This window comes from Neobacillus sp. NPDC058068, assembly GCF_042885335.1.
Taxonomy (GTDB): Bacteria; Bacillota; Bacilli; order Bacillales; family Cytobacillaceae; genus Neobacillus.
The window spans coordinates 109,916-129,897 of sequence record NZ_JBHVSI010000016.1 but is presented as its reverse complement, the minus strand read 5'-3'; the positions used below and the strand labels follow the sequence as shown (position 1 = coordinate 129,897).

The 19,982-nt window shown below is 37.6% G+C and carries 23 protein-coding genes and 1 pseudogene; 10 read left to right on the top strand and 14 right to left on the bottom strand.

All coding sequences use genetic code 11. The features are described from left to right. The first annotated feature begins 36 nt into the window (after nucleotides 1-36). Nucleotides 37-378 (top strand): DMT family transporter, encoded by a 342-nt coding sequence (locus ACFVSW_RS18980; RefSeq protein WP_387318190.1) that lies wholly within the window; start codon nucleotides 37-39, stop codon nucleotides 376-378. Next, entirely contained in the window at nucleotides 378-692 is a 315-nt protein-coding gene (locus ACFVSW_RS18975) for a DMT family transporter (protein ID WP_387318189.1), read from the top strand. The genes ACFVSW_RS18980 and ACFVSW_RS18975 overlap by 1 nt, the downstream gene beginning before the upstream one ends. Nucleotides 693-882: 190 nt before the next feature. On the opposite strand, the gene ACFVSW_RS18970 is transcribed toward ACFVSW_RS18975, so the two are convergent. Together ACFVSW_RS18970 and ACFVSW_RS18965 are read right to left on the bottom strand one after the other, a co-directional pair. Then, nucleotides 883-1,191 (bottom strand): hypothetical protein, encoded by a 309-nt coding sequence (locus ACFVSW_RS18970; RefSeq protein WP_387318188.1) that lies wholly within the window; start codon nucleotides 1,189-1,191, stop codon nucleotides 883-885. 136 nt (nucleotides 1,192-1,327) lie between these two features. Then, nucleotides 1,328-1,504, bottom strand: coding sequence for a hypothetical protein (locus ACFVSW_RS18965; protein WP_387318187.1), 177 nt, complete (start codon nucleotides 1,502-1,504; stop codon nucleotides 1,328-1,330). A gap of 737 nt (nucleotides 1,505-2,241) precedes the next feature. Between ACFVSW_RS18965 and ACFVSW_RS18960 the strand changes: the two genes are divergently transcribed. After that, the gene (locus ACFVSW_RS18960) at nucleotides 2,242-2,613 is read left to right on the top strand and encodes a hypothetical protein (protein WP_387318186.1); all 372 of its coding nucleotides are present in this window, start codon (nucleotides 2,242-2,244) and stop codon (nucleotides 2,611-2,613) included. A gap of 502 nt (nucleotides 2,614-3,115) precedes the next feature. On the opposite strand, the gene ACFVSW_RS18955 is transcribed toward ACFVSW_RS18960, so the two are convergent. Then, on the bottom strand, nucleotides 3,116-4,078 hold the full coding sequence (locus ACFVSW_RS18955; protein ID WP_387318185.1) for a helix-turn-helix transcriptional regulator: 963 nt from the start codon (nucleotides 4,076-4,078) through the stop codon (nucleotides 3,116-3,118). Nucleotides 4,079-4,187: 109 nt separating this feature from the next. Here ACFVSW_RS18955 and ACFVSW_RS18950 point away from each other — a divergent pair, with 109 nt between their 5' ends. Both ACFVSW_RS18950 and ACFVSW_RS18945 read left to right on the top strand, forming a co-directional pair. Further along, nucleotides 4,188-4,667: a GyrI-like domain-containing protein gene (locus ACFVSW_RS18950; protein WP_387318184.1), complete on the top strand. Its 480-nt coding sequence runs from the start codon at nucleotides 4,188-4,190 to the stop codon at nucleotides 4,665-4,667. Between the two features lie 22 nt (nucleotides 4,668-4,689). After that, complete coding sequence (locus tag ACFVSW_RS18945; RefSeq protein ID WP_387318183.1) at nucleotides 4,690-5,157, top strand: phage tail protein; 468 nt, start codon at nucleotides 4,690-4,692, stop codon at nucleotides 5,155-5,157. Nucleotides 5,158-5,281: 124 nt separating this feature from the next. On the opposite strand, the gene phnX is transcribed toward ACFVSW_RS18945, so the two are convergent. From phnX to ACFVSW_RS18910, 7 genes are all read right to left on the bottom strand, one after another. Beyond that, nucleotides 5,282-6,097 (bottom strand): phosphonoacetaldehyde hydrolase, encoded by an 816-nt coding sequence (gene phnX, locus ACFVSW_RS18940; RefSeq protein ID WP_387318182.1) that lies wholly within the window; start codon nucleotides 6,095-6,097, stop codon nucleotides 5,282-5,284. Beyond that, a complete protein-coding gene (gene phnW, locus ACFVSW_RS18935) occupies nucleotides 6,094-7,188 on the bottom strand; it encodes a 2-aminoethylphosphonate--pyruvate transaminase (RefSeq protein ID WP_387318181.1) in 1,095 nt (364 codons plus the stop codon). Before phnW ends, phnX begins: the two co-directional genes overlap by 4 nt. A 125-nt stretch (nucleotides 7,189-7,313) precedes the next feature. After that, on the bottom strand, nucleotides 7,314-8,156 hold the full coding sequence (locus tag ACFVSW_RS18930) for an ABC transporter permease subunit (RefSeq protein ID WP_387318180.1): 843 nt from the start codon (nucleotides 8,154-8,156) through the stop codon (nucleotides 7,314-7,316). After that, nucleotides 8,156-8,941 carry a phosphonate ABC transporter, permease protein PhnE gene (gene phnE, locus ACFVSW_RS18925; protein WP_387318179.1) on the bottom strand — a complete coding sequence of 262 codons (786 nt, stop codon included), beginning with the start codon at nucleotides 8,939-8,941 and terminating at the stop codon, nucleotides 8,156-8,158. Before phnE ends, ACFVSW_RS18930 begins: the two co-directional genes overlap by 1 nt. Before the next feature lie 12 nt (nucleotides 8,942-8,953). Beyond that, complete coding sequence (gene phnC / locus ACFVSW_RS18920; protein WP_387318178.1) at nucleotides 8,954-9,718, bottom strand: phosphonate ABC transporter ATP-binding protein; 765 nt, start codon at nucleotides 9,716-9,718, stop codon at nucleotides 8,954-8,956. Between the two features lie 90 nt (nucleotides 9,719-9,808). After that, nucleotides 9,809-10,849, bottom strand: a complete 1,041-nt coding sequence (locus ACFVSW_RS18915) for a PhnD/SsuA/transferrin family substrate-binding protein (RefSeq protein ID WP_387318177.1) — start codon at nucleotides 10,847-10,849, stop codon at nucleotides 9,809-9,811. A gap of 18 nt (nucleotides 10,850-10,867) precedes the next feature. Beyond that, nucleotides 10,868-12,001, bottom strand: coding sequence for a phosphonoacetaldehyde reductase (locus tag ACFVSW_RS18910; protein ID WP_387318176.1), 1,134 nt, complete (start codon nucleotides 11,999-12,001; stop codon nucleotides 10,868-10,870). A gap of 273 nt (nucleotides 12,002-12,274) precedes the next feature. Between ACFVSW_RS18910 and ACFVSW_RS18905 the strand changes: the two genes are divergently transcribed. Continuing rightward, a complete protein-coding gene (locus ACFVSW_RS18905) occupies nucleotides 12,275-13,066 on the top strand; it encodes a DeoR/GlpR family DNA-binding transcription regulator (RefSeq protein ID WP_387318175.1) in 792 nt (263 codons plus the stop codon). A 178-nt stretch (nucleotides 13,067-13,244) separates the two neighbouring features. Here the strand turns inward: ACFVSW_RS18905 and ACFVSW_RS18900 are convergent, their stop codons facing one another. From ACFVSW_RS18900 to ACFVSW_RS18885, 4 genes are all read right to left on the bottom strand, one after another. Next, entirely contained in the window at nucleotides 13,245-13,760 is a 516-nt protein-coding gene (locus ACFVSW_RS18900) for an SRPBCC domain-containing protein (RefSeq protein WP_387318174.1), read from the bottom strand. A gap of 32 nt (nucleotides 13,761-13,792) precedes the next feature. Beyond that, the gene (locus ACFVSW_RS18895; protein WP_387318173.1) at nucleotides 13,793-14,134 is read right to left on the bottom strand and encodes an ArsR/SmtB family transcription factor; all 342 of its coding nucleotides are present in this window, start codon (nucleotides 14,132-14,134) and stop codon (nucleotides 13,793-13,795) included. A 429-nt stretch (nucleotides 14,135-14,563) separates the two neighbouring features. Next, a complete protein-coding gene (locus ACFVSW_RS18890) occupies nucleotides 14,564-14,764 on the bottom strand; it encodes a cold-shock protein (RefSeq protein WP_007083691.1) in 201 nt (66 codons plus the stop codon). 289 nt (nucleotides 14,765-15,053) lie between these two features. Continuing rightward, nucleotides 15,054-15,938 carry a LysR family transcriptional regulator gene (locus tag ACFVSW_RS18885; RefSeq protein ID WP_387318172.1) on the bottom strand — a complete coding sequence of 295 codons (885 nt, stop codon included), beginning with the start codon at nucleotides 15,936-15,938 and terminating at the stop codon, nucleotides 15,054-15,056. Between the two features lie 380 nt (nucleotides 15,939-16,318). Between ACFVSW_RS18885 and ACFVSW_RS18880 the strand changes: the two genes are divergently transcribed. From ACFVSW_RS18880 to ACFVSW_RS18865, 4 genes and pseudogenes are all read left to right on the top strand, one after another. Beyond that, nucleotides 16,319-17,614, top strand: a complete 1,296-nt coding sequence (locus tag ACFVSW_RS18880) for a purine/pyrimidine permease (protein WP_387318171.1) — start codon at nucleotides 16,319-16,321, stop codon at nucleotides 17,612-17,614. A 44-nt stretch (nucleotides 17,615-17,658) separates the two neighbouring features. Beyond that, nucleotides 17,659-18,120, top strand: a complete 462-nt coding sequence (locus tag ACFVSW_RS18875; RefSeq protein WP_387318170.1) for a nucleoside deaminase — start codon at nucleotides 17,659-17,661, stop codon at nucleotides 18,118-18,120. A gap of 107 nt (nucleotides 18,121-18,227) precedes the next feature. Continuing rightward, the gene (locus tag ACFVSW_RS18870; protein ID WP_387318169.1) at nucleotides 18,228-18,938 is read left to right on the top strand and encodes an ankyrin repeat domain-containing protein; all 711 of its coding nucleotides are present in this window, start codon (nucleotides 18,228-18,230) and stop codon (nucleotides 18,936-18,938) included. 660 nt (nucleotides 18,939-19,598) lie between these two features. Next, nucleotides 19,599-19,948: pseudogene (locus tag ACFVSW_RS18865) on the top strand (VOC family protein). The last annotated feature ends 34 nt before the right edge of the window (nucleotides 19,949-19,982 follow it).

Here is a 19,982-nt window from a genome sequence, read left to right as displayed (position 1 = left end):
GTTTTTTGGTTAAAATATGATTGGAGGTGTGTTCGAATGAATACAAACTGGATTAAAGTATTTATTGCGGCTCTATTTGAAGTATTTTGGGTTATTGGATTGAAACACGCAGATGACTTTTGGACTTGGACTGGAACGATTATATCCATCATTATCAGCTTCTATATTTTGATTATGGCAGGACGAAAACTTCCCGTAGGAACTGTATATGCCGTTTTTGTTGGATTAGGTACAGCAGGAACTGTCCTTTCAGAAATTCTATTCTTTGGCGAACCAATTAAAGTGGAAAAGGTACTTTTGATTTTACTTTTATTAGCAGGAGTAATTGGCTTGAAATTAGTTACAAACGATAATGTTCAGAAAGGAGACGAATCCTAATGGCATGGATTTCTTTAATCTTAGCGGGTTTATGTGAAATGTTTGGTGTTGCTATGATAAATAAATTGCATAAGGACCGTAATTGGCAATCATTAGTTCTATTATTTCTCGGGTTTGGAGCAAGTTTTCTATTTCTTGCTTATGCAATGAAATCACTTCCTATGGGAACAGTTTATGCAATTTGGACAGGAATTGGTGCATCTGGCGGAGCGATATTAGGAATGCTTTTATATGGCGAATCAAAGGACTGGAAAAGATTAGTTTTCATCGCTATGGTTTTATGTGCTGCAATAGGTCTGAAACTCGTCTCATGAAAATGAGTTTTTAAATTATATTGTGAAGAAAATAAGCTGCATTTAGTATCCTGATTCGCACTATTTGTAGCTTACTAGTTTGGGCTGTTTCGTAAAGTTTGTTTCAACAGCAGGAAAACTCGAAAGCACCTAATTAGGTGCTTTCAGTCTGACGAAAAATAGTTTTTTTGTTAATAATTCCTCTTTCTCATCAGTGAAAATAAATGTTTCCTTTCTTGCTATAAATTTCATAAGCAAAGAATCCAAATAAATAGCCAATTCCAGCTCCTAAACTAACTGTAAATACTAGAGAGATCGGGAAAAACATCCCAAAAATTGCTCCAATAACGCCACCAAAAAGCATTCCCATTGGTATTAAACTATCTAATAAATCTTGAGCACCTTTTGATTTTTTCTTACCTAGGTTGCCTTGGTTATATTTATGTTTAAGCCGTTCAATTACATATACTACAATTCCTCCCACTATTACAACAGGCGCAATTCCCATGACTAACCCCATGTTAGAATCTCCTTTCACTTTTTAAGCAGATTATTCTGCTACTTAAAATTTTATTCGTTAAATGGCCCGATAGTCTAATAAGAAAATGGCGAAACCCTTACCTTAAATTGTTGTTGAACTCTAGCACCCGTTTCGTCTAATATGATTGTTTGTTTTTTTCTTTTTTTCCTTTAACAATAAAACCAGCAATAAAAAAACATCCAAATCCTATTATTTTCATAATTATATGACCTATATTTCCTATATCATCAATGGTTAATGAAAATAAAAAAGCTCCGAGCATAATAAATAGAATAGCAAGAAACCATCTCAAATTATTCAATTCTCCCCTTATGTATGATCTAAACGTTCTTATTGTCATAATTCCTATTCACAGGTTTTGGAAAAGCTGAATTATCGTCTGTATAAGATGGTATGTTAAAAACTAAATCATTTTCCACAAAACCCCTCCCCCCTGCTACTTTTCTTATTTATATTCTATACCGCTTTTGAACTAGCCTGTTCCATTAGTTCAGCAAGGAAAGGTGACCACAGTAGTGATTTCCCACTTTTTTACTAACGCAATCCGTTTAATAAGAACTAGCCGAAGCGATCATTGCAATACTCCACATTATCAAGGTAAATGATATTGTAAGCCAGAATGTATTAGCGGCAGTTTTCTCATCATTCTTAACTTTTTTCAGTATAGAAACTAAGTTGAGACAAAACATAATGGACAAAAGTGGCACTAAGAAAACCCCAATAAAGAAAAATGCAATCACAGATAGTTCCCCCAAGTAATTTAAAATATCTCAATATAAGTTTTATTCCACATATATCCTTACTTTTCCTGTTTAACTTTCCTGTTTCTTTAGGTCAACAAAAAAGTTTAATGCAATTCTTGTCGAAAGAAACAATTTCACCGATTCTACAACCCGTGGAAAACATAAACTCAAATAACGCCTTTTCCATTTCCATTGGAGTAAAGTAATTTAAGGATTGTCGAAATGAGTCGTTTTATGTATTATAGTATCAAATTAGGGTATTTTCGCGCTTTGGAGGATAAAAGCTATGGCTAAACCATATTCCTTTGATTTGGATGAAGAAAATGGAACTTTTTTTGTAAAAGCAAAAGGCTTCTTCCAAGTGGAAGATGCAAAAATGTATTTAAGCGAGTTTCAAACAATCGTAAATACAATTAACCCTTCAAGCTATAAATTAATAGTAGATGGACGTGGACAAGAAGAAGTTGCTGGTCATGTGGTGGATGATATCGAATTCGTTTTAAAATTATATTGGATGGCTAATTTTAAAAAGATAATAATTATTAATCCTTCCTCTCCTGCTTCAAGAATGCAGGTTGAAAATTGTGTAAAGAAAATTAACTTTCCTGGAATATTTGTGGATTCCATTGAAGAAGCTAACAGCTTAATCTCCCCGTAGTTCAATAAAAACAGCCGCCATAAATGGCAGCTAGATCTTCATCTATATACCTGTTACTTGAATAGCAGTTTAACCTTTTAATTAAATGAATTCCAAAGTAACCTATTCGTAAACAAACGTTTTACTAAAGTTATCTAAAACAATGGAATTAAATGGTAGTTTTATTTTCTTTCATAAACGTATAATACACAGCAGTTGTTGTACCCAAAACCTTTACTCTCGATTTTAACTGTTTCATATTCATAAGTACTCATAATAGTTCCTCCCTCCTTATTTTGTATATACGTTGAATCTAATGGAAAAGTTTCCATAAACAAGGATTTTATTTTACTAATCAAACTGTTGCTTTAAAATAAAGATTGATTAAATTGATACTAATAACCTTGATATTCGAACAAAAAGAAAAGGCTAAGTTTTGAATTGAACAAAAAACCAAAAGTGCGTACCATTCTTGTTACCTATAATATTAATATGCCATTATTTAGGTTTTATCTAGCGCTGCTTATGGGCAAAATAAGCATAATCTCTCTTGTAAACCTTCTAAGACTTCTTCTGGCACTTCCCTGACCTTAATATCCCCACCTAGGAAAAGTAGCCAATTTGTTATTTCGGTCAATTCTTCGGGATTATGAACATTGATAAAAGTCTTTAGAATGGCTGTGGTTTGGTAAGGATTCGTATAGGAAATTGAAACTTTTAAAGGATGGTATTTTTTGAACTGGGCAATCGCCTTTGGACCAAGCTCAAGGACAATGTTCATTACTTCGTCCTGCTTACTTAGTTTTTCTAAAATCTTTTTCTTACTTAATCTTTTTTTCGTAGGGAAAGGCTCGACGTCGGTGAGATGGTCGACAGAAAAAATCTGCTTCTTTTCTTCCTTTAAGTCAAAACCCTCAATCAGCCAAAGGCCTTTTTCACGATAAAGGTGCAAAAGATAAATTGGATAAGACCTTATTACCTTCTCTTCTTTGATGGTAATCAATAAGTAGCTATCCAAAAGAAGGATTTGAATGAGTTTTTCTAGAATAGGATGAGGTAGGTCTGAAAGTTCGAGTAAGTCGGGATTATTGGGGTTGGTCCCTTCAAAAAGCAAGATTTGATTTAATAGAACAAGGTCATCTTGCTGGTTTTTTGAGATGAGGCCTAGTAATTTTTCCGCTAACGACTGACGACTCTTTAAATAGGGGAGTTGTTGATTTCTTGTGGCCATAAAGGCAATAAAAAGAGCTTTAATCTCATTATCGGTAAAGCGGACAGTGGGCAGGACAGAGTTGTTCATGACAAAATAACCCCCATCCCTTCCAACTTCAGCGACAAGTGGCATCCCCATGGCTTCAATTTCTCTGATATCTCTAATAGCTGTCGAACGAGAGATGTTAAATTCTCGCATGATTTCAGAAATGGTAAAGTGGGCACGATTGTTGATATACCGCATAATCGTATTAATCCGTTCAACTTTTTTCATCGGGGCCTCCTAAACAGTATCACTTTTTGACATGATTTAAAGTTATTATAAACTCATCAAGTGGAAAAACAAATCATTTGATAAATTAAAAAAAAGGAAGGTTTTGAAAATGGCAAATTATACCCTAGAAGAAAAAGATAGCTTTACCGTCTTAGGTTTTGGAACTGAGCTTAAGAGCGATTATACAGACTTTGCTGGCATAACCAAGGAAAAGGCAGACTTTTGGCAGGCGGTCAAACAAGATGGAACGCTTGATTCTTTAAAAGCCATAGCCGCAAATGACTACATTTTTGCCGTGAACGAAGCGGTGAATAACAAGATGATGCATTATGCCGGCGTTATGACGGATGCATCGCTACCAGAAGCAGACAGGGTGATCCAATTTCCTAAAGGGGAATACCTGGTTGTTAAAGGGGAAGCGAAGACGGCTGATGAATTGAGCAATTCGCTTGCCGGCATTGCCTTTGGTCAAGCCTTGCCAGAAGCAAAGAATGTTGCCTATGTTGGTGGGCCAAATACAGCGGTTGAGATGGGGCAGCGAAACGGCTTAATTTTTGGTGAAATGTGGATTCCTGTTGTTAGGAAATAAAGAGCTAAAAGGAGAAATGGAAATGTCCTATATCGTTGATTTCAAAAATGTGTCTACGGTTGGTTTAGAGTCTTCACCTGTAGCAGAAGCGCTTGCTGGTTTACGTGCTAATGAAGCCCGTTACTTTATGAACAAATACAAGCACGAATTTACGGTTGTACCAGCTAGCGAAAGTCAGGAGACTCTGGATTATGTGAACCGAATTTTGAAAGAAGAACGTGATATTGAGTTTGCGGCCAAACCTTTAGAAACATCGCGTTTTCAAGTCGAAAATATCAAAATGGCCTACGTCTTTTATGAGGATGGTCTTGCAATCAACGTCATGTATACGGTTGATGACCCTAAGCCGAAGCGGGCCGTTGGTTTTAAGCTTTCTGAGGGGATGGAGGTACCAAAGGAGTTAGAAGAGAAGTTTAAGTTTGCTAGGCAGAAGTCTAAGTTAGCTGGAACCATTCGAGGCTCGTTTTTTGTCATTAAAGGAGAATATTAAAGCGCTCGGCATTCCAATAACAAAACAGCACCTCTCCATCAAATTAGAGGGTGCTGTTCCTTTTTTTGCAAAAACATCATTTACTTATGATACGGTTCACCGTAACAGATATACCAGCGAAAACTTATTTTCCAGAAGGTCTCTTACCTTCTGAAATAAGATGATTGATTCTTTCAATTAATTGAGGCAGTTCACTCATCGTAGGAATCGTAAAATCGGCTCCATTTTTTAAAAAGGACTGTTCTGTTTTAGCAATGGCTTTCTCTTGATCCGCTTCAGAAAGGGCATTAAATTCAGCTAAGCTTAGTCCCATTTCCGAACTGCCAATGATGACACCTACTGACCAAACTCCAGCATTAATCGCCTCTTTGATATCTGAGGTCGTATCACCTACTTTTACTACCTTCCATGAAGCTGATAATTTTAATGCTTCCATGTTTCGATAAATCATATAAGGAAACGGTCTTCCAAGCGAATTCGTTCCATCAGGCGTGATATAAAAATCCGGACTATAACCTTTTTTCAATGCATTAGGAACAACAACATCCATCATGTTTTGGGTATAGCCTGTTGTCGAACCTATTTTCAAACCTTGCCTTCTTAATGTTTGGACAGTCTCAATCACCTCTGGAATTGGATCTGTATACTCTGATAACGAGACAAGCAGTGCCGGTTCAAATTCAGCATACAGGGTCTCGACATCTTGTTCATTAAACACTCTACCAAACTTTTCTTCCCATAATGCAGCTATTCTAGGCATCGACAGCATCGCGAGAATATGGTCAATTTTCAACATCCCCATTGGCGCTCGTGCTTCTTCCATCGTCACTTCAATGCCCGCATTTTTAAAAATATCAATAAATATATTTACTGGTGCAAAGCAGCCAAAATCAACAGTTGTCCCAGCCCAATCAAGAATAACTCCTTCTACTCTATTCATTTTGTCACCACTCCCATATATTCTTCGATAATTCGGCATAAATCTTCAATATCTTCTTGATAGATTTCACCAATGTTTCCAATTCGGAAAGTATTCTCGTCTGTTAATTTACCAGGATAGAGCACATACCCTCTTTCTTTCATAAATAAATAAAATTCCGCAAAGTTAAAGTATTCATTTGGAAATAGAAATGCTGTAATAATAGGAGATTGCTTTTCTTCTGAAATATAAGCCTTAAACCCTAGTATTTCCATTCTCTCTCTTAAAATCCTATTATTCTGCTGGTAGCGGGCAAATCTTGCGGGTATTCCTCCCTCTTCTTCGAGTTCATCAATCGCTCGGGCAAATGCAGCTACAACATGTGTCGGCGAGGTAAAACGCCATTTTCCATCCTTGTCCATTTCTTTCCATTGATCATATAAATCTAAAGATAAACTGCGTGCATTTCCTTTACAGGTTAATAGTTTCTCTTTTTTGGCAATGACAAAAGCAAATCCGGGAACTCCTTGGATACATTTATTCGCGCTGCTGATTAAATAATCGATGCCGAGTTCTGAGACATTGATTTCCATTCCACCAAAACTACTCATCGCATCAATAATGAACGTTTTCCCAAATTCGTTCGAAAGTTTTGCTATCATTTCAATCGGATTTAAAATTCCTGTTGTTGTTTCACAATGAACCATCATGATATGGGTAATATCCTGATCTACCATTAAAATTTCTCTGATTTCTTCCACTTTTGGATGTTCGTTGTAAGCAGCATCGTATACCCGATAGTTTAGCCCGATATATTGAGCCGTTTTGACCATTCGCTCCCCATATGCACCGTTCGAAATAATGAGAAGTTTATCTTGAGTCGAAATCGCAGACATCATTACGGATTCAACCGCAAACGAGCCACTTCCCTGCATCAGAACAGCTGTATAGTCGTCATTAGAGGCCCCAGCTAATTCAAGCAGCTTTGTTCTTATTGTTTGCGTAATCTCTTTATATTCATTGTCCCAGGTACAGCGGTCAAAAAGCATCTCTTCTTTTACCGTAGTTGACGTCGTCAAAGGCCCGGGTGTTAACAATTTATAGTGAACCATGTTCACATACCTCCCTAAGAATCGTAATTTTTTTAGAGGAAAAGGTACTGAGGAATTCATGCTAAACATAGAACTTCCTCTTCTATATTTAGTGAGGAACAATCATCAATCCAAAGTTTCCTATGTTAATTAGAATTTGCAGGAAAATAACGCTTTTTCAAACGCGTTGAAATCACTTCTAATACAAAGGCAATAATTAAAATTCCATAGGTAATAAATCCAACTTCCTTCAGATCGAAATAGAAACCGGAGGCCATAAAAAGTTCAAACCCGATACCACCTGCTCCGGCTGCAGCACCCATTGCCACAGCTACGCCAAAGTTGATTTCAAATCGTAAGAAAACCCATGACAATAAGTAAGTAAAAGTTGAAGGCAATACACCTCTTGTCACGATATGCCACCAATTAGCACCCGTTGCTTGCAATGCCTCAATGATTCCTTTATCAACTTCTTCAAATGCCTCAGAGAAGGCTTTAACTAAATAGGCAACGGAATGAAATAACATTCCCAAAATAGCCGCTTCACTCCCTAAACCGGCCGCAATCGCAAAAATTAAAACCCATAAGACCGTTGGAACAGCCCGGATAATGGCGACAACTACACGGACAATTCTTACTGTCCATTTATTTGATAAGTTTGTGGCCGCCATCAATGAAAGGAAGAAAGCAATGACAGCACCAATCAACGTTGCAAGGAAGGCTAGACCAAGAGTAATAACCATTTGATAGATGGCTTCTTCCATACTGAAATGGCTGATTGCCGGATGCAGGAACATCATGTTCAAGTTATGAGCTGTTTCCGTTATGGCTGATTTGATATTGAGCCCTGTATAGTTAAATAATACAAAAGCAACGATGGTCAAAATAGTCAGGATGAACAAAGTCCAGGTTACGACCTGATCGACTTTGTTCCCCACCTTTATATTAATTCGGCCGTCTTTTTTTCTCCTGATCTGCGCCGCTTCCATTATAGAATCACCTTCCGAATATAATTTGACATCAGGTCAACCAGAATAACGGCAATGACAATACATAAGGTAACGAGTCCGACAGCATTATAATTCAAGGTTTTGTAGTACATATCAAATGTATAACCGATTCCTGTCCCTGTTAACATGCCAACCAATGTAGCACTTCGAATATTCGTTTCGATCATAAACAAGATCCAGCTCAGCATCTGCGGCAAGCATTGAGGAATAACCGCCTTGCTTACAATTTGGAAATAGGTCGCTCCTGTTGCAGCTAGTGCTTCAACAGAACCTTGCCCGACTTCATCAATGCTCTCAATAAACGCCCTCGTTAAAAATCCTACCGTCCCTACAAACAGCGCTAAAAAACCTGTCACTGAATTTTGTCCAAAAGATATGAGTAAGATCAATGACCATGCAACCACTGGAATATTTCTTGATACGGAAGCAACGAAACGGGCAAACACACTTAAAAAGCTGTTTACTTTAGTGGGTTTAGATCCGAATAACCCTAAAAAGAGAGAAACTGCTGCTGCTAACGTTGTTGCAGCAATGGACATAAAAATCGTTTCTACTAACTTTTCCAAAATCTTAGGCAATCTTTCCAATGACTCCTGAGTAATCAAAAGGTTCGATAACATCCAGCCTGCTGCTTCAGGAATGGTCGCTATTCCATCCAAAAAATGAAATTGTGTGATAGATGAAGACCAGTAAGTAAGGACGATGATGATGAGCAGAAAAATGACTGACTGCCATCTGTTTTTACGCATCACTTTTTCATTCACTGTCATTGCTCCTTAGGCTATGATTAATTCCTTCGTCTTCGTCCCATAAATCTTGCGAATTTGTTCTTCAGAAAGTTGTTGACTTGCACCTTCAAAGACAATTTCACCATGATTCAAACCAATGATACGATCAGAGTAATTTTGCGCTACTTCTACTTGATGCAAATTAACTAAACATGTAATACCAAGCTCAGTTGTAATGGCTTTTAAATGGTCCATAATAATTTTGGATGAATTCGGATCAAGTGAAGCAATCGGCTCATCACAAAGAACCAATTTCGGTTCTTGAATAAGCGCCCGACAGATCCCGACACGCTGCTGCTGACCGCCACTTAACTGGTCGCAGCGTTTATAGGCATGCTCTTGAATGCCTAATTTCTCAAGCAGTTCAAAGGCGCGTTCTTTCTCTTCCTCTGAGTATCTGCCTAAAATCCCCTGCAGCGTTGTTTTATAGCCAAACCTGCCATGCAGGACATTCTCAATCACTGTCAAACGGGGAACCAGATTATAATGTTGAAACACCATTCCAATGTTGGTTCGCATTTTACGCAGCTCTCTTTTATTTAAACGGCCAACATCTTGTTGATTAAACAAAATCTTTCCTTCTTTATATTCAACCATTCGATTGATACAGCGTAAAAAAGTTGACTTACCTGCCCCCGACGGACCAATGATGGAAACAAATTCTCCAGAATTTATTTCAAGGTTGATATTCTTCAATATTTTCTTGTCAGGCGTATATGATTTTCCAAGTCCTTCAACCTTTAATAATGCCATTTGAATTGACTCCTTTTGTAAGCTTTATTAAGTAAGAGGGTGCTTGTTTAGCACTCTCTTACTGTTTTCTCCTTTAAACAGGTAAGAATATTATTTTGAAAGTTCGCGGATGGGATCATACCATTTGTCTTCTACAGCAACAAGTCTTTCGTTACCTTTTTTAGCGAAAAGAGCAGCCTGTCCTGAACCTTCAGGGGCAAAGATTTTTTCATTGTTTGCAAATTCATCAGAAGTGAAGAGAGCTTGGATTTTATCAAAGTCCTCCTTGCCAAGTGAATCCATGTTCACAACAAATGGTTCATTTAATACCGGTGTTACGCTCATCAAAGTAAATTCTTTGCCTACAACCGTGTTAAATGGTTCAGCCGCTCCATCTTTCACACGATATACAGAACCTACTTTATTTGCCTCACCTTTTGAAACCTCTACATAATCTTTTACACATGTATCACAGAATGCTGCCACATCTGCTTTACCTGATAATAAATTAACGGCAGATCCTTGGTGAGAGTTTCCAAATAATACTTGTGAGAATAATGGACCGCCTTGCATTAAATCTTCTGCTGTTAAATTTGCATACTTTTGCTGCTTTGAAAAATGAGCAATAATATTTTGGGATGGTACTTTAAATCCAGAAGTTGAGCTGTTTGACACAAAAGAGAATCTTGTATTCGCTAATTTATCCAGTGAAAATTTTCCGTTTTCTTTAAACTTATCCTGCTCGTCTACATTAACAGCTAACCAGCTGTGATACATTGCATCAGCTAAAGTACCTGATTCTCCTGTTTTTACCGCAATCGTTTGAACTGCTTTATTACGTTTATTCGCTTCCACATAACTTTGCGCACCCGTGAAGGCAAGATCAGCTTTACCGTTTACTAACGTTTCAATGGCAATTGCATAATCCGTTGTTAATTGATGCTCTACTTTTTTACCAGTTGCTTCTGAAATCAAGCGTCCAATTTCATCACGAGATGCTTTTAAATTTTCCCCGGATTCGTTCGGATACCAAACCATTTTAATCACATCGTCCGTCTTTGCCTGACCGGCTTTATTGTTATTACCTCCGCTGCATGCCGTTAAAAAAACAGAGACTATTAAAAATAAAGTTAGCAATAATTTTGTTTTCATGTTCTTATCCCCTTATCATTAATAAATTGACATTAAGATTTGTTTGACCTCTTCTTTGGTCATATCAACCGGGTTGTTATCCATTCGCCCTTTAGTAAAAGCATTTCCTGCGATTTTTTCAATTATTTCCTCATTCGCATGAAAATCTCTTAATCTACTTGGAAAACCAGATAATTTAAAGAAGTATTCAATTCGCTCTTGGATTTCCTGACAGCTGCTCACACCAAATGCTTTAAGTAATTTGTCACTCTCAAAAATAGAGGCAAAATTTACTTCCATTACTTTAGCCAAGGTGATACTAGCTGCAATACCGTGCACCATTCCAAGTTCCAACGTGAGAGGATATGACATGGAATGACATGCGGTCGTTCTTGTATTGCTGAATGCCAATCCTGCATACAAGCTGCCCAAAGCCAATTCTTTTCTTAAAGACACCTCTTGTGGATCTGTTAATACATCTTCAAGGTTTTGAACAATACGACTGATTGCTTCTAATGAATAAACCCTTGAAATTTCATTTGAGTTTTTTGACCAATAAGCTTCCGTGGCATGACATAAGGCATCCAATGCCGTTGAAGCGGTTAGGCTCATCGGTAATGTGGCCGTTAGTGCCGGATCGATGATTGCTGTATGGGCATATAAGTTTTCAGTGTCAATGGACAATTTTACTCCGTTCGCGTTGTCCCAAATCGTTGCCCAGCAAGTCACCTCAGAACCAGTTCCAGATGTAGTAGGTACGGCAACCCATGGAACTCTGTTTGGATTTTCTGCATAAAGTTTGTCTTTAATCAAAGTTCGTAAAATAGAAACAGAATCTACTTTCATCTTCTTTAAAGCAGCTAAGGATTTAGCAAGATCGAGAACACTTCCTCCCCCGATGCCTACTATACATTCGTAATCGAACTCTTTAATCAGTTGTACATATCGAAATAAGTCTTCAATATCAGGATTGGATATTTGGATCTCGAGCTGTCTGACTTCAAATTTTGCTAGATATTTTTCTAAGGTTTGTCCAGCCTGTGATGTTGAAAAATCACCTCCACGTGTTAAAAGCAAAACCTTGCTTGGTTTATAACTTATAGCACTCAATACATTCTCAATTACCTCTAGAGAATCTATTTTGATTTTTACCGGATTATAATAGCTACCCATTATTCAAGTCCTTTCTAACGATTTCTTGCTTCTGTAGTCTATATTGTTTCATTTTTCTCACATTGCAAGATTAGTCCGTTTTTTGCTGTTTTACAATGGGTTTTACAGTTTCATTACACAATTTCAATATAGTTTACGTGATGTTTACATATTTTTAGATGAATTCTGAATATTTTTTGCGTTATTTTGCCGCATTTTTCTTTATTATAAGGGTATAATCATTAGTATATTATTTACTTATGGACTTTTATCATGTTATTGGAGGGCGGTATTTTGTTACAAGAACAAAGACATCATGAAATTGAAACCTTTTTAAAGCAGCAAAAAGCTGTAAAAGCTGCAGAACTAGCTTCATTATTAGATGTCTCCATCGATACAATTAGAAGAGATTTAGAGGTTTTGGAGAAAAAGGGTACTGTAAAACGAGTTCACGGGGGAGCAATCTTAAAACAAAAAGAGGATACTGCACTAAATAAACTTTTTAACGAAAGAGAAGTCAAAAATTTAGAGAAAAAAAAACAACTTGCCTTAGTAGCTGTTGAATTAATTGAAGAGGGGCAAGCCATCGCTTTAAACGGTGGTACCACTACCATTGAACTCGCAAAAGTCTTGGTAGACAAATTCGAAAGATTAACGATTATCACCAATGATCTGCGAATTGTAAGTATTCTTGGAAAGAATAAAAATTTCAACATTATCCTATCAGGTGGCTTTTATAATCCAGAAGAATGCACGTTATATGGAAAACAGTGTGAAGACATTCTAGCTAACTTTAATATTGATATCGCCTTTATTACGATTAATGCCTTATCAATTGAACATGGTTTAACAGATTTTAGAATCCATGAAGTCGGGGTGATTCAGTCCATTCTGTCACGTTCAAAACATAAAGTTGTCGTGGCAGATTCGTCAAAATTCGAAACTAATGCTTATATTAATATTTGTCCATTAGAAAATATTGATTTAATCGTAACAGACAGTTCCCTTCCTTCAATTATAGAAAAGGAATATAGTGAACATCATATTCGAATTCTTACACCTCACTCAGATTTATCTAATGAGTAATTTTTAAAATAACAGTGCCGGTCACTCCCCGCGAGGTTTTCGACAAAATGCGGGCGGTGACAGGCGCTTATTTCCGGAAAAACTTGAAAGCACCTATTTAGGTGCTTTCATACCTTCTGCAATATGAGTTTTTGTGCTCCTAAACCTTACTAACGCTGAAAACAGCGTTACGGTAACTCTACTTTAGCGACTCCAATAGCTCGTTCAAACGGTCCCAAGTTTCGGTGATGCCCTGCAGCATACCCATATCCATGACGGTCTTAAGAGCTTCAGCGGACACATATTCAGCACGGTTTATCAGCTTTGTCTTTCCACCCAAATCGATGAATTCCAATGTCATTTCGGTCGACGGCATGGAGTCATTCACATTGCCCTCAGCATCCGAAAAGTAATCGATGTAGACGATCTTCTCCGGCTCGATAATCTCCTTATAAACCCCTTTGCCCCATGCTTCCATACCAAAAAATTGACCCAGATTCTGATCAACACACTTCATACAGTAGTGCCAAACGCCTCCCGGACGGAAATCGACGGTGCAGACCGGAACCTCCCAACCCCTCGGCCCCCACCATTGTTTCAGATGCTCCGGTTCTTTAAACATCTTGAATACGAGATCACGTGGCGCATTGAAAACGCGCTCCAGTACCAGTACCCGATCGTTCTCTACTCTTGATACCATTTCATTATTTGACATTGTAATTCCTCCTTGATCATGAAAAGATTTTATTATTTTTCCTTGTTCTGCAATTCCTTCAAGTAATCATCTAGATTGTCGAATCTTTCTTGCATTACGCTCCGGAAGGACTGTATCCAAGAATCCAGCGCATGGAAGGGTTCAGGCCGGAGCTTGTAGATGCGGCGGTTAGCTTCGGCCTGCACTTCCACAATCCCGTTGTCGCTTAGCACTTTTAGATGCTTCGAAGTTTGGGGCTGCTTCAATCCCAGCTGGTCGGCAATTTCCCCAACGGTCAGGGGACCGTTACGCAAGAGTTCGACGATATTCATACGATTTGGTTCAGACAAAGCGCTCAGCGTCGTCATGTTCACGCCCGGAATCTTCCCTGACATATTCCTCACCTCGTCAAGTGATGGTCTCCGGTTAAAGCACATCTACATCATCACTAGTATTAACGTCCTGTTGAATTGATTATACCCGATTAGGAATATTCCTGTCAAGGAATATTAAAAACCTAAAGTATCCATTTTTTTCAATTTATCCATTCTCCCCATTATTTTTCTCGGTAGTCATTTCCACTCTATGTAAAAAATGAATCTTAATTAAAATTCCCTAAAACCCTGTTTTTATACGAGACGATATACAATTTTTCCTATGAATTTCTTCTTCCACCATCCTGCCCAGCCAGTCGAATTAGGAAAAGGCTGCTTTTTGCTGCCCGTTCTTAAATGAGAGCACCATTACTTAATGTGGGGTTCCTTGTTTTTATGAAAAAAAAACAGACTCTAAAATAGAGCCTGTCTTATATTAGACAATTATTATTAAGCTTTACGAACGTTAGTAGCTTGGGGTCCACGTTGACCTTGTTCTACTTCAAAAGTAACTGCTTGACCTTCGTCTAATGATTTGAAGCCTTCGCTTTGGATTGCTGAGAAGTGTACGAATACGTCGTCTCCAGCTTCGCGTTCGATGAATCCAAAACCTTTTTCTGCGTTAAACCATTTTACTTTACCTTGTTCCATGTGTGTTTCCTCCTGCTGTGTGCTTATGCACACAATATGTTACTATCCTTGCTATCAGTGATCATTAGACGAAAAGTTCTACTTATACTTTCCTTTAAACCGCCGAACAAAAATAATTCTTCCTTAGAATACCACTTTTCGAAAGTGTTTGCAAGTTTACCATCCCTGTCTCACATGAATTGTTCAATTTGTAATTGTATTTCCACCGATCTATCGTCCAAAAGAATTTTGATTTTCTAGTAGAACTTTCAATCCATGGAAACAGAAATATTAAGCCATGTTTTCCTTCTTAAATTTGATTACTGTATTCTGTTAATAGGCTAGTAAAGTTTTGAGCGGTTCTTGATAGATAATGATTTTTCAGCCATATTAATCCCGTAGATGCAGATAGCTCTGTATCTGTAATTTTGGAGGCATGGATATTGTAGTTTTTGTATTGTTTAATTACGGTTTCTGGAACAATAGCTGATCCAAAGTCAGATGCAACTAAATCTAATAAAAGGGAAATATCAGAGCAATCGGCAATAATGTTCGGTTGAAGTTGGGCCTTTGAAAATGCCTCCAAAATCAGATAATGAACTCCCATTCCTTCTGTACTTGGTAAAATCAGAGGGTGGTTTTGAATGTCAGCAAGCATAACCTGCCGATTAAAAGGCTGCTTTTTATTTGAAGTAATAAAGTAAAAAGGCTCTGTATGAAGATGAAGAACTGAAAAAATATCTAACTCGAGCGGTAAACGTATAATCGCCAGTTCTACGATCCGATCTTTCACTAATTGACAAAGATAGGCTGACTCATTTTGATGAATTTTATAGGTAACCTTAGGGAATTCTTTGTGGAATTGGTGAAGTAACTCAGGTAATCCTACCACCGAAAAAGTATTAATACCTATCGCTAGTCTTCCACTTACCCCTTTTCCGACTTCTTTTACTTCGATTCCAGCCTCTTCCATTAACTGAGTCATTTGCAGCGCATATTTATATAAGGCTTTTCCTGCTTCCGTTACTTCTAAATATTTCGCATTTCTTTCTATTAATTTCGTTCCCAGCTCATCTTCCATTGCTTTCAGGTGCTGGCTTAACGGAGGCTGGGAGATATGAAGTCTCTCAGCGGCAGCAGTAATTTTTCTTTCTTCTACAATTGCAATAAAATATCGAAGTTGTCTTATGTCCATAGGTAGAACACGCTCCTTTATTATATGAAAAACTTTAGTAAAATTGATTTTTTTTATATTTTTCATATAGTAAATCACATGATACCATAATTTTATAAAAGATAAAAAGAGGAATTAGATTCACTGTTCCCCTTCTCCCTTATTTCTTTTATGGCTGTGTTAAAAGTGAATGTTGATTTCCGTTCCAGGCGCTTCGCTTTCCGCGGGGCGGGCGGTGAGCCTCCTCGGCGCTAAAGCGCCTGCGGGGTCTCACCTGTCCCGCTGCTCCCGCAGGAGTCTCGCGCCGCCTTCCACTCCAATCAACATTGTGCTCAAAATCAACAATGTGCTTTAACACAGCCTCTTTTATAAAAATTTTCTTAAGTTAAAGGTGAAACAATTTGGAGAAACAACGTTTTTACAGCAGTTTAAGTACTGTTCAATGGTTCATTTTCCTACTAGCCACTTCTGTGGCATTCCCGATTGTAATCGGTAACGTTTTTCATTTGTCAATCGAGGAAATTTCTGAGTTAATGCAGCGAACATTTTTCGTAATGGGAATTAGTTCTTTTATACAAGGATGGCTGGGACATCGATACCCAATTGCTGACGGGCCTGCAGGTTCATGGGTTAGTGTTTTTGTGATTTTAGCAGGTGTGGCAATTCAGCAGGGACAAAGCACGACAGAAACCTTACAGTTCTTAGAAGGGGGATTAATCGTTGCAGGCTTTTTACTCTTTATTCTCGGAGTAACCGGCTTAGTTAATCGGTTGCTATTCTTGTTCACGCCTTTAGTAACTGGTTCTTTTCTTTTAATTTTAGCGCTACAACTTAGTGGTGTTTTTTTAAAAGGAATGATGGCATTACAAGGAGAACCACTCCGACCTGATTATGTAACAGTAGCAATTTCATTCGGTGTATTTTTACTTGTTATATTCCTATCGATTAAAGGGATAGGCTGGATGAAAAGTTACGCATTGTTGGTCGGGATTTTGTTGGGATGGTTCCTATATTTCTTATTTGGCAAAACCTCCAATTCTTCTTCCGGATCAGATTCTTTCGTGAAACTACCGGAGATTTTTGCTTGGGGTGCGCCCCAGCTAAATGCTGGAATGGTAGTAACGGCCATTCTGTTTACATTTATTTTAGTCTCAAATCAGGTTGCTGCCATCGCAGCTGTTAAACAAGTGGTACCAGCATCTCGGAAAGACGAAAAACAAACGATTAATCGTGCTAGTTGGGCAGGTGGTATCTCACATTTTTTATCTGCTCTTTTTTCCACGATTGGAATTGTTCCGTTGCCAGTATCCGCTGGTTTTATTCGACTAACGGAGCAAAAAAGACTAAGACCCTTCCTTATCGCAAGTCTTGCTTTATCAGGAATCGCTCTTATTCCAGCGATCGTCAATTTTTTAGCATCGCTTCCAGGCCCTATTGCCAGTGCTGCATCTCTAGCATCATTTGTCCAGATGATAGGGATTGCCTTCCAATCGATTCTGAAAGAGGAATTAGACGAGCGCAGGTTGACCATATTAGGAATTACTTTGTTAATCAGTGTTGGATTAATGTTTCTTCCTGCTGGTATATTTCTAGGTCTTCCTTCCATTCTGCAATATATCTTCAGTAATGGTCTACTTGTTGGTACGATGATCGTTATTCTGCTCGAACAACTATGGAAAACAAAAAAACATGAGTAAAAATAATTATTTCAAAAATTTCACTTTTTAAGGAGTGTTTTTAAATGGATCACAAAGAATTTATGCAACTGGCAATCGAGTTAGCTTATGACAATACAAAAAACAAAAAAGGAAAACCATTTGGCGCAGTGATCGTTAAAGATGGAGAGATTGTTGCAAAGGGAGTAAACAATGTTCTCGAAACACATGATCCCACTGCGCATGCTGAACTTTTAGCAATCCAGCAGGCATGTCGCACTCTTGGTACGACTGACCTTTCCGACTGCGAATTATATGCAAGCGGAGAGCCTTGCCCGATGTGTTTAAGCGCCATTTACTGGGCAAATCTTAAAAATGTTTATTATTTCTATACTGCACAAGAGGAAGAAGAAGTTGGGTTAGGAACAAAATACGTTTATCAGCAAATAGCTCTTCCAAACGAACAACGCGACATTCAATTAATCAAGATTGATAAAAATCACTCAGAAAAGAATCCTTTTGCTCTTTGGAAAGAATTGAATAAATAATTGTCATTCTAAACGGAACACGTTTTACAAGAGAAAAAACTGCAAATATATTCTAATGGAAAAAAGAGCAGCGGCAACAACAATGCTAATATAGAGGCGGATATATTATGTGGAAATATATGATGGCATTTATTGGATGTATCCTCTTGCTTCAAGGTTGTGTTTCTAGCATTAGTGGCGAACCGCAAAAACAAGAAAAGGAGCGGGAAATCATGAACGAAGGATTAAATAAACAGCTGCTTCAAGCTGCAAAGCGTGGAGAGGCGGACACTTTAAGCAAGCTCATTAAGAATGGGGCGGATATCAATGCACAGGATTCAAGAGGGCGGACCGCCATTATGAATGCGACCTATTCTAATGATGTAGAAACCGCAAAAATACTCATCAAGAAAGGGGCAAATGTGAACATCCAGGATGATATCAAAAACAGTCCCTTCCTGTATGCTGGTGCAGAAGGATATTTAGATATTCTAGAACTAACGATTAAAGCAGGTGCCGATCCGACGATTACAAACCGGTATGGAGGAACAGCTTTAATCCCTGCCTCAGAACATGGGTATGTCGACGTAATCAACGTACTTCTCACTCAAACAGATATTGATGTGAATCATATCAATAATCTTGGTTGGACCGCTTTATTAGAAGCGATTATTTTGAATAATGGCGATAAAAAACAGCAGCAAACGGTGCAATTGCTAATAGAGCATGGAGCGAATGTGAACATTCCAGACAATGATAATGTGACTCCTTTACAACACGCACGTGAGAAAGGCTTTAAAGAGATTGAAAAAATTTTGCTAAAAGCAGGAGCAATATAAATATGTTTAGACTGTTATTATGGCGATGGTCAAATAACAGTCTTTTTTATATGTATCCAATCTTTTTAGCGTCATTAGTAAGTTACCTTTTTGATATAAGTCGCCAAAATTGATGTTTTACACATATATTTTTCATGTTTTCTCCCTTTTTTCTGCTCTGGCTGCTGTTTTTATGAAATCGATGAAAAGCTCGGTGAATAGATAAATCACTGAGTTTTTTTGAAACCATATAATATCTTCTTTGGCATTCAATTAAATCAACTCTATTTTGCAATTACTTGTTCCACTTAACTCCACGTTAGCTGTACAAGTGCATTGTAGCATTAGTGAAAGAAGGAAAACTAATTATTTTCTAGAATATATATCAGTAACGACTTTATGAACTAGGAATTGAAAGGGGAATGTTATGTACAGGTTATTGGACTTTTAATAATTAGTTTATCATTGCCTACAGCCTCTATTGTATTGCAAGTTGCTATAGCAGCAGGGCAAGGGTTGCATACTATTTCTGTTTGTCTAATTATAATTGTTTAAATCTTGGGCATTTTATTGTTAATTCCTAAAAGTAAGAGCCAAAACAATGAAGAGGTATTTGTGTCAGACGAAGAAATAGAGGCAGAATTACTGAATTCTAATCATAAAAATAAATGAAATTGGACTATGAAAATTAAAGGTTTCGGTGGGATTTTTTGGAGAGCAAAAGATGTTGATTCATTAAAAAATTGGTATAAAGAAACTCTAGGTATATCGATGGGAGAGTGGAATGGCACTATCATCAAGCCCGATGCTGACAACGAAACAATCTTTTCTTTGTTCAAAGAAAGTAGTAATTATTTTCCAGATGAACAATCTGTGATCCTAAATTTTCAAGGAGAAAATATTGAAGCGTGGATGGAACATTTCAAAAAATTGGAATTCCACTTTTAAAACAACCTGAAAAAAGCGAGTTTGGAACATTTATTTGGATTTCTGATCCAGAAGGAAGTTGGATTGAATTATGGGAGAAATAATCTTAAATTTAAATCTTATTAAAGTAACGGGTGC

Excerpts from the sequence above, each read along its gene's own strand:
- phnW (WP_387318181.1), bottom strand. The coding sequence starts at position 7,188 with ATGGTTCACTATAAATTGTTAACACCCGGGCCTTTGACGACGTCAACT.
- ACFVSW_RS18915 (WP_387318177.1), bottom strand. The coding sequence starts at position 10,849 with ATGAAAACAAAATTATTGCTAACTTTATTTTTAATAGTCTCTGTTTTT.
- ACFVSW_RS18960 (WP_387318186.1), top strand. The coding sequence starts at position 2,242 with ATGGCTAAACCATATTCCTTTGATTTGGATGAAGAAAATGGAACTTTT.
- ACFVSW_RS18950 (WP_387318184.1), top strand. The coding sequence starts at position 4,188 with ATGGCAAATTATACCCTAGAAGAAAAAGATAGCTTTACCGTCTTAGGT.
- ACFVSW_RS18970 (WP_387318188.1), bottom strand. The coding sequence starts at position 1,191 with ATGGGGTTAGTCATGGGAATTGCGCCTGTTGTAATAGTGGGAGGAATT.
- ACFVSW_RS18980 (WP_387318190.1), top strand. The coding sequence starts at position 37 with ATGAATACAAACTGGATTAAAGTATTTATTGCGGCTCTATTTGAAGTA.
- ACFVSW_RS18885 (WP_387318172.1), bottom strand. The coding sequence starts at position 15,938 with ATGGACATAAGACAACTTCGATATTTTATTGCAATTGTAGAAGAAAGA.
- ACFVSW_RS18900 (WP_387318174.1), bottom strand. The coding sequence starts at position 13,760 with ATGTCAAATAATGAAATGGTATCAAGAGTAGAGAACGATCGGGTACTG.
- ACFVSW_RS18910 (WP_387318176.1), bottom strand. The coding sequence starts at position 12,001 with ATGGGTAGCTATTATAATCCGGTAAAAATCAAAATAGATTCTCTAGAG.
- ACFVSW_RS18870 (WP_387318169.1), top strand. The coding sequence starts at position 18,228 with ATGTGGAAATATATGATGGCATTTATTGGATGTATCCTCTTGCTTCAA.
- ACFVSW_RS18930 (WP_387318180.1), bottom strand. The coding sequence starts at position 8,156 with ATGGAAGCGGCGCAGATCAGGAGAAAAAAAGACGGCCGAATTAATATA.
- ACFVSW_RS18955 (WP_387318185.1), bottom strand. The coding sequence starts at position 4,078 with ATGAAAAAAGTTGAACGGATTAATACGATTATGCGGTATATCAACAAT.
- ACFVSW_RS18945 (WP_387318183.1), top strand. The coding sequence starts at position 4,690 with ATGTCCTATATCGTTGATTTCAAAAATGTGTCTACGGTTGGTTTAGAG.
- ACFVSW_RS18895 (WP_387318173.1), bottom strand. The coding sequence starts at position 14,134 with ATGTCAGGGAAGATTCCGGGCGTGAACATGACGACGCTGAGCGCTTTG.
- phnX (WP_387318182.1), bottom strand. The coding sequence starts at position 6,097 with ATGAATAGAGTAGAAGGAGTTATTCTTGATTGGGCTGGGACAACTGTT.
- phnC (WP_387318178.1), bottom strand. The coding sequence starts at position 9,718 with ATGGCATTATTAAAGGTTGAAGGACTTGGAAAATCATATACGCCTGAC.
- ACFVSW_RS18875 (WP_387318170.1), top strand. The coding sequence starts at position 17,659 with ATGGATCACAAAGAATTTATGCAACTGGCAATCGAGTTAGCTTATGAC.
- ACFVSW_RS18890 (WP_007083691.1), bottom strand. The coding sequence starts at position 14,764 with ATGGAACAAGGTAAAGTAAAATGGTTTAACGCAGAAAAAGGTTTTGGA.
- ACFVSW_RS18975 (WP_387318189.1), top strand. The coding sequence starts at position 378 with ATGGCATGGATTTCTTTAATCTTAGCGGGTTTATGTGAAATGTTTGGT.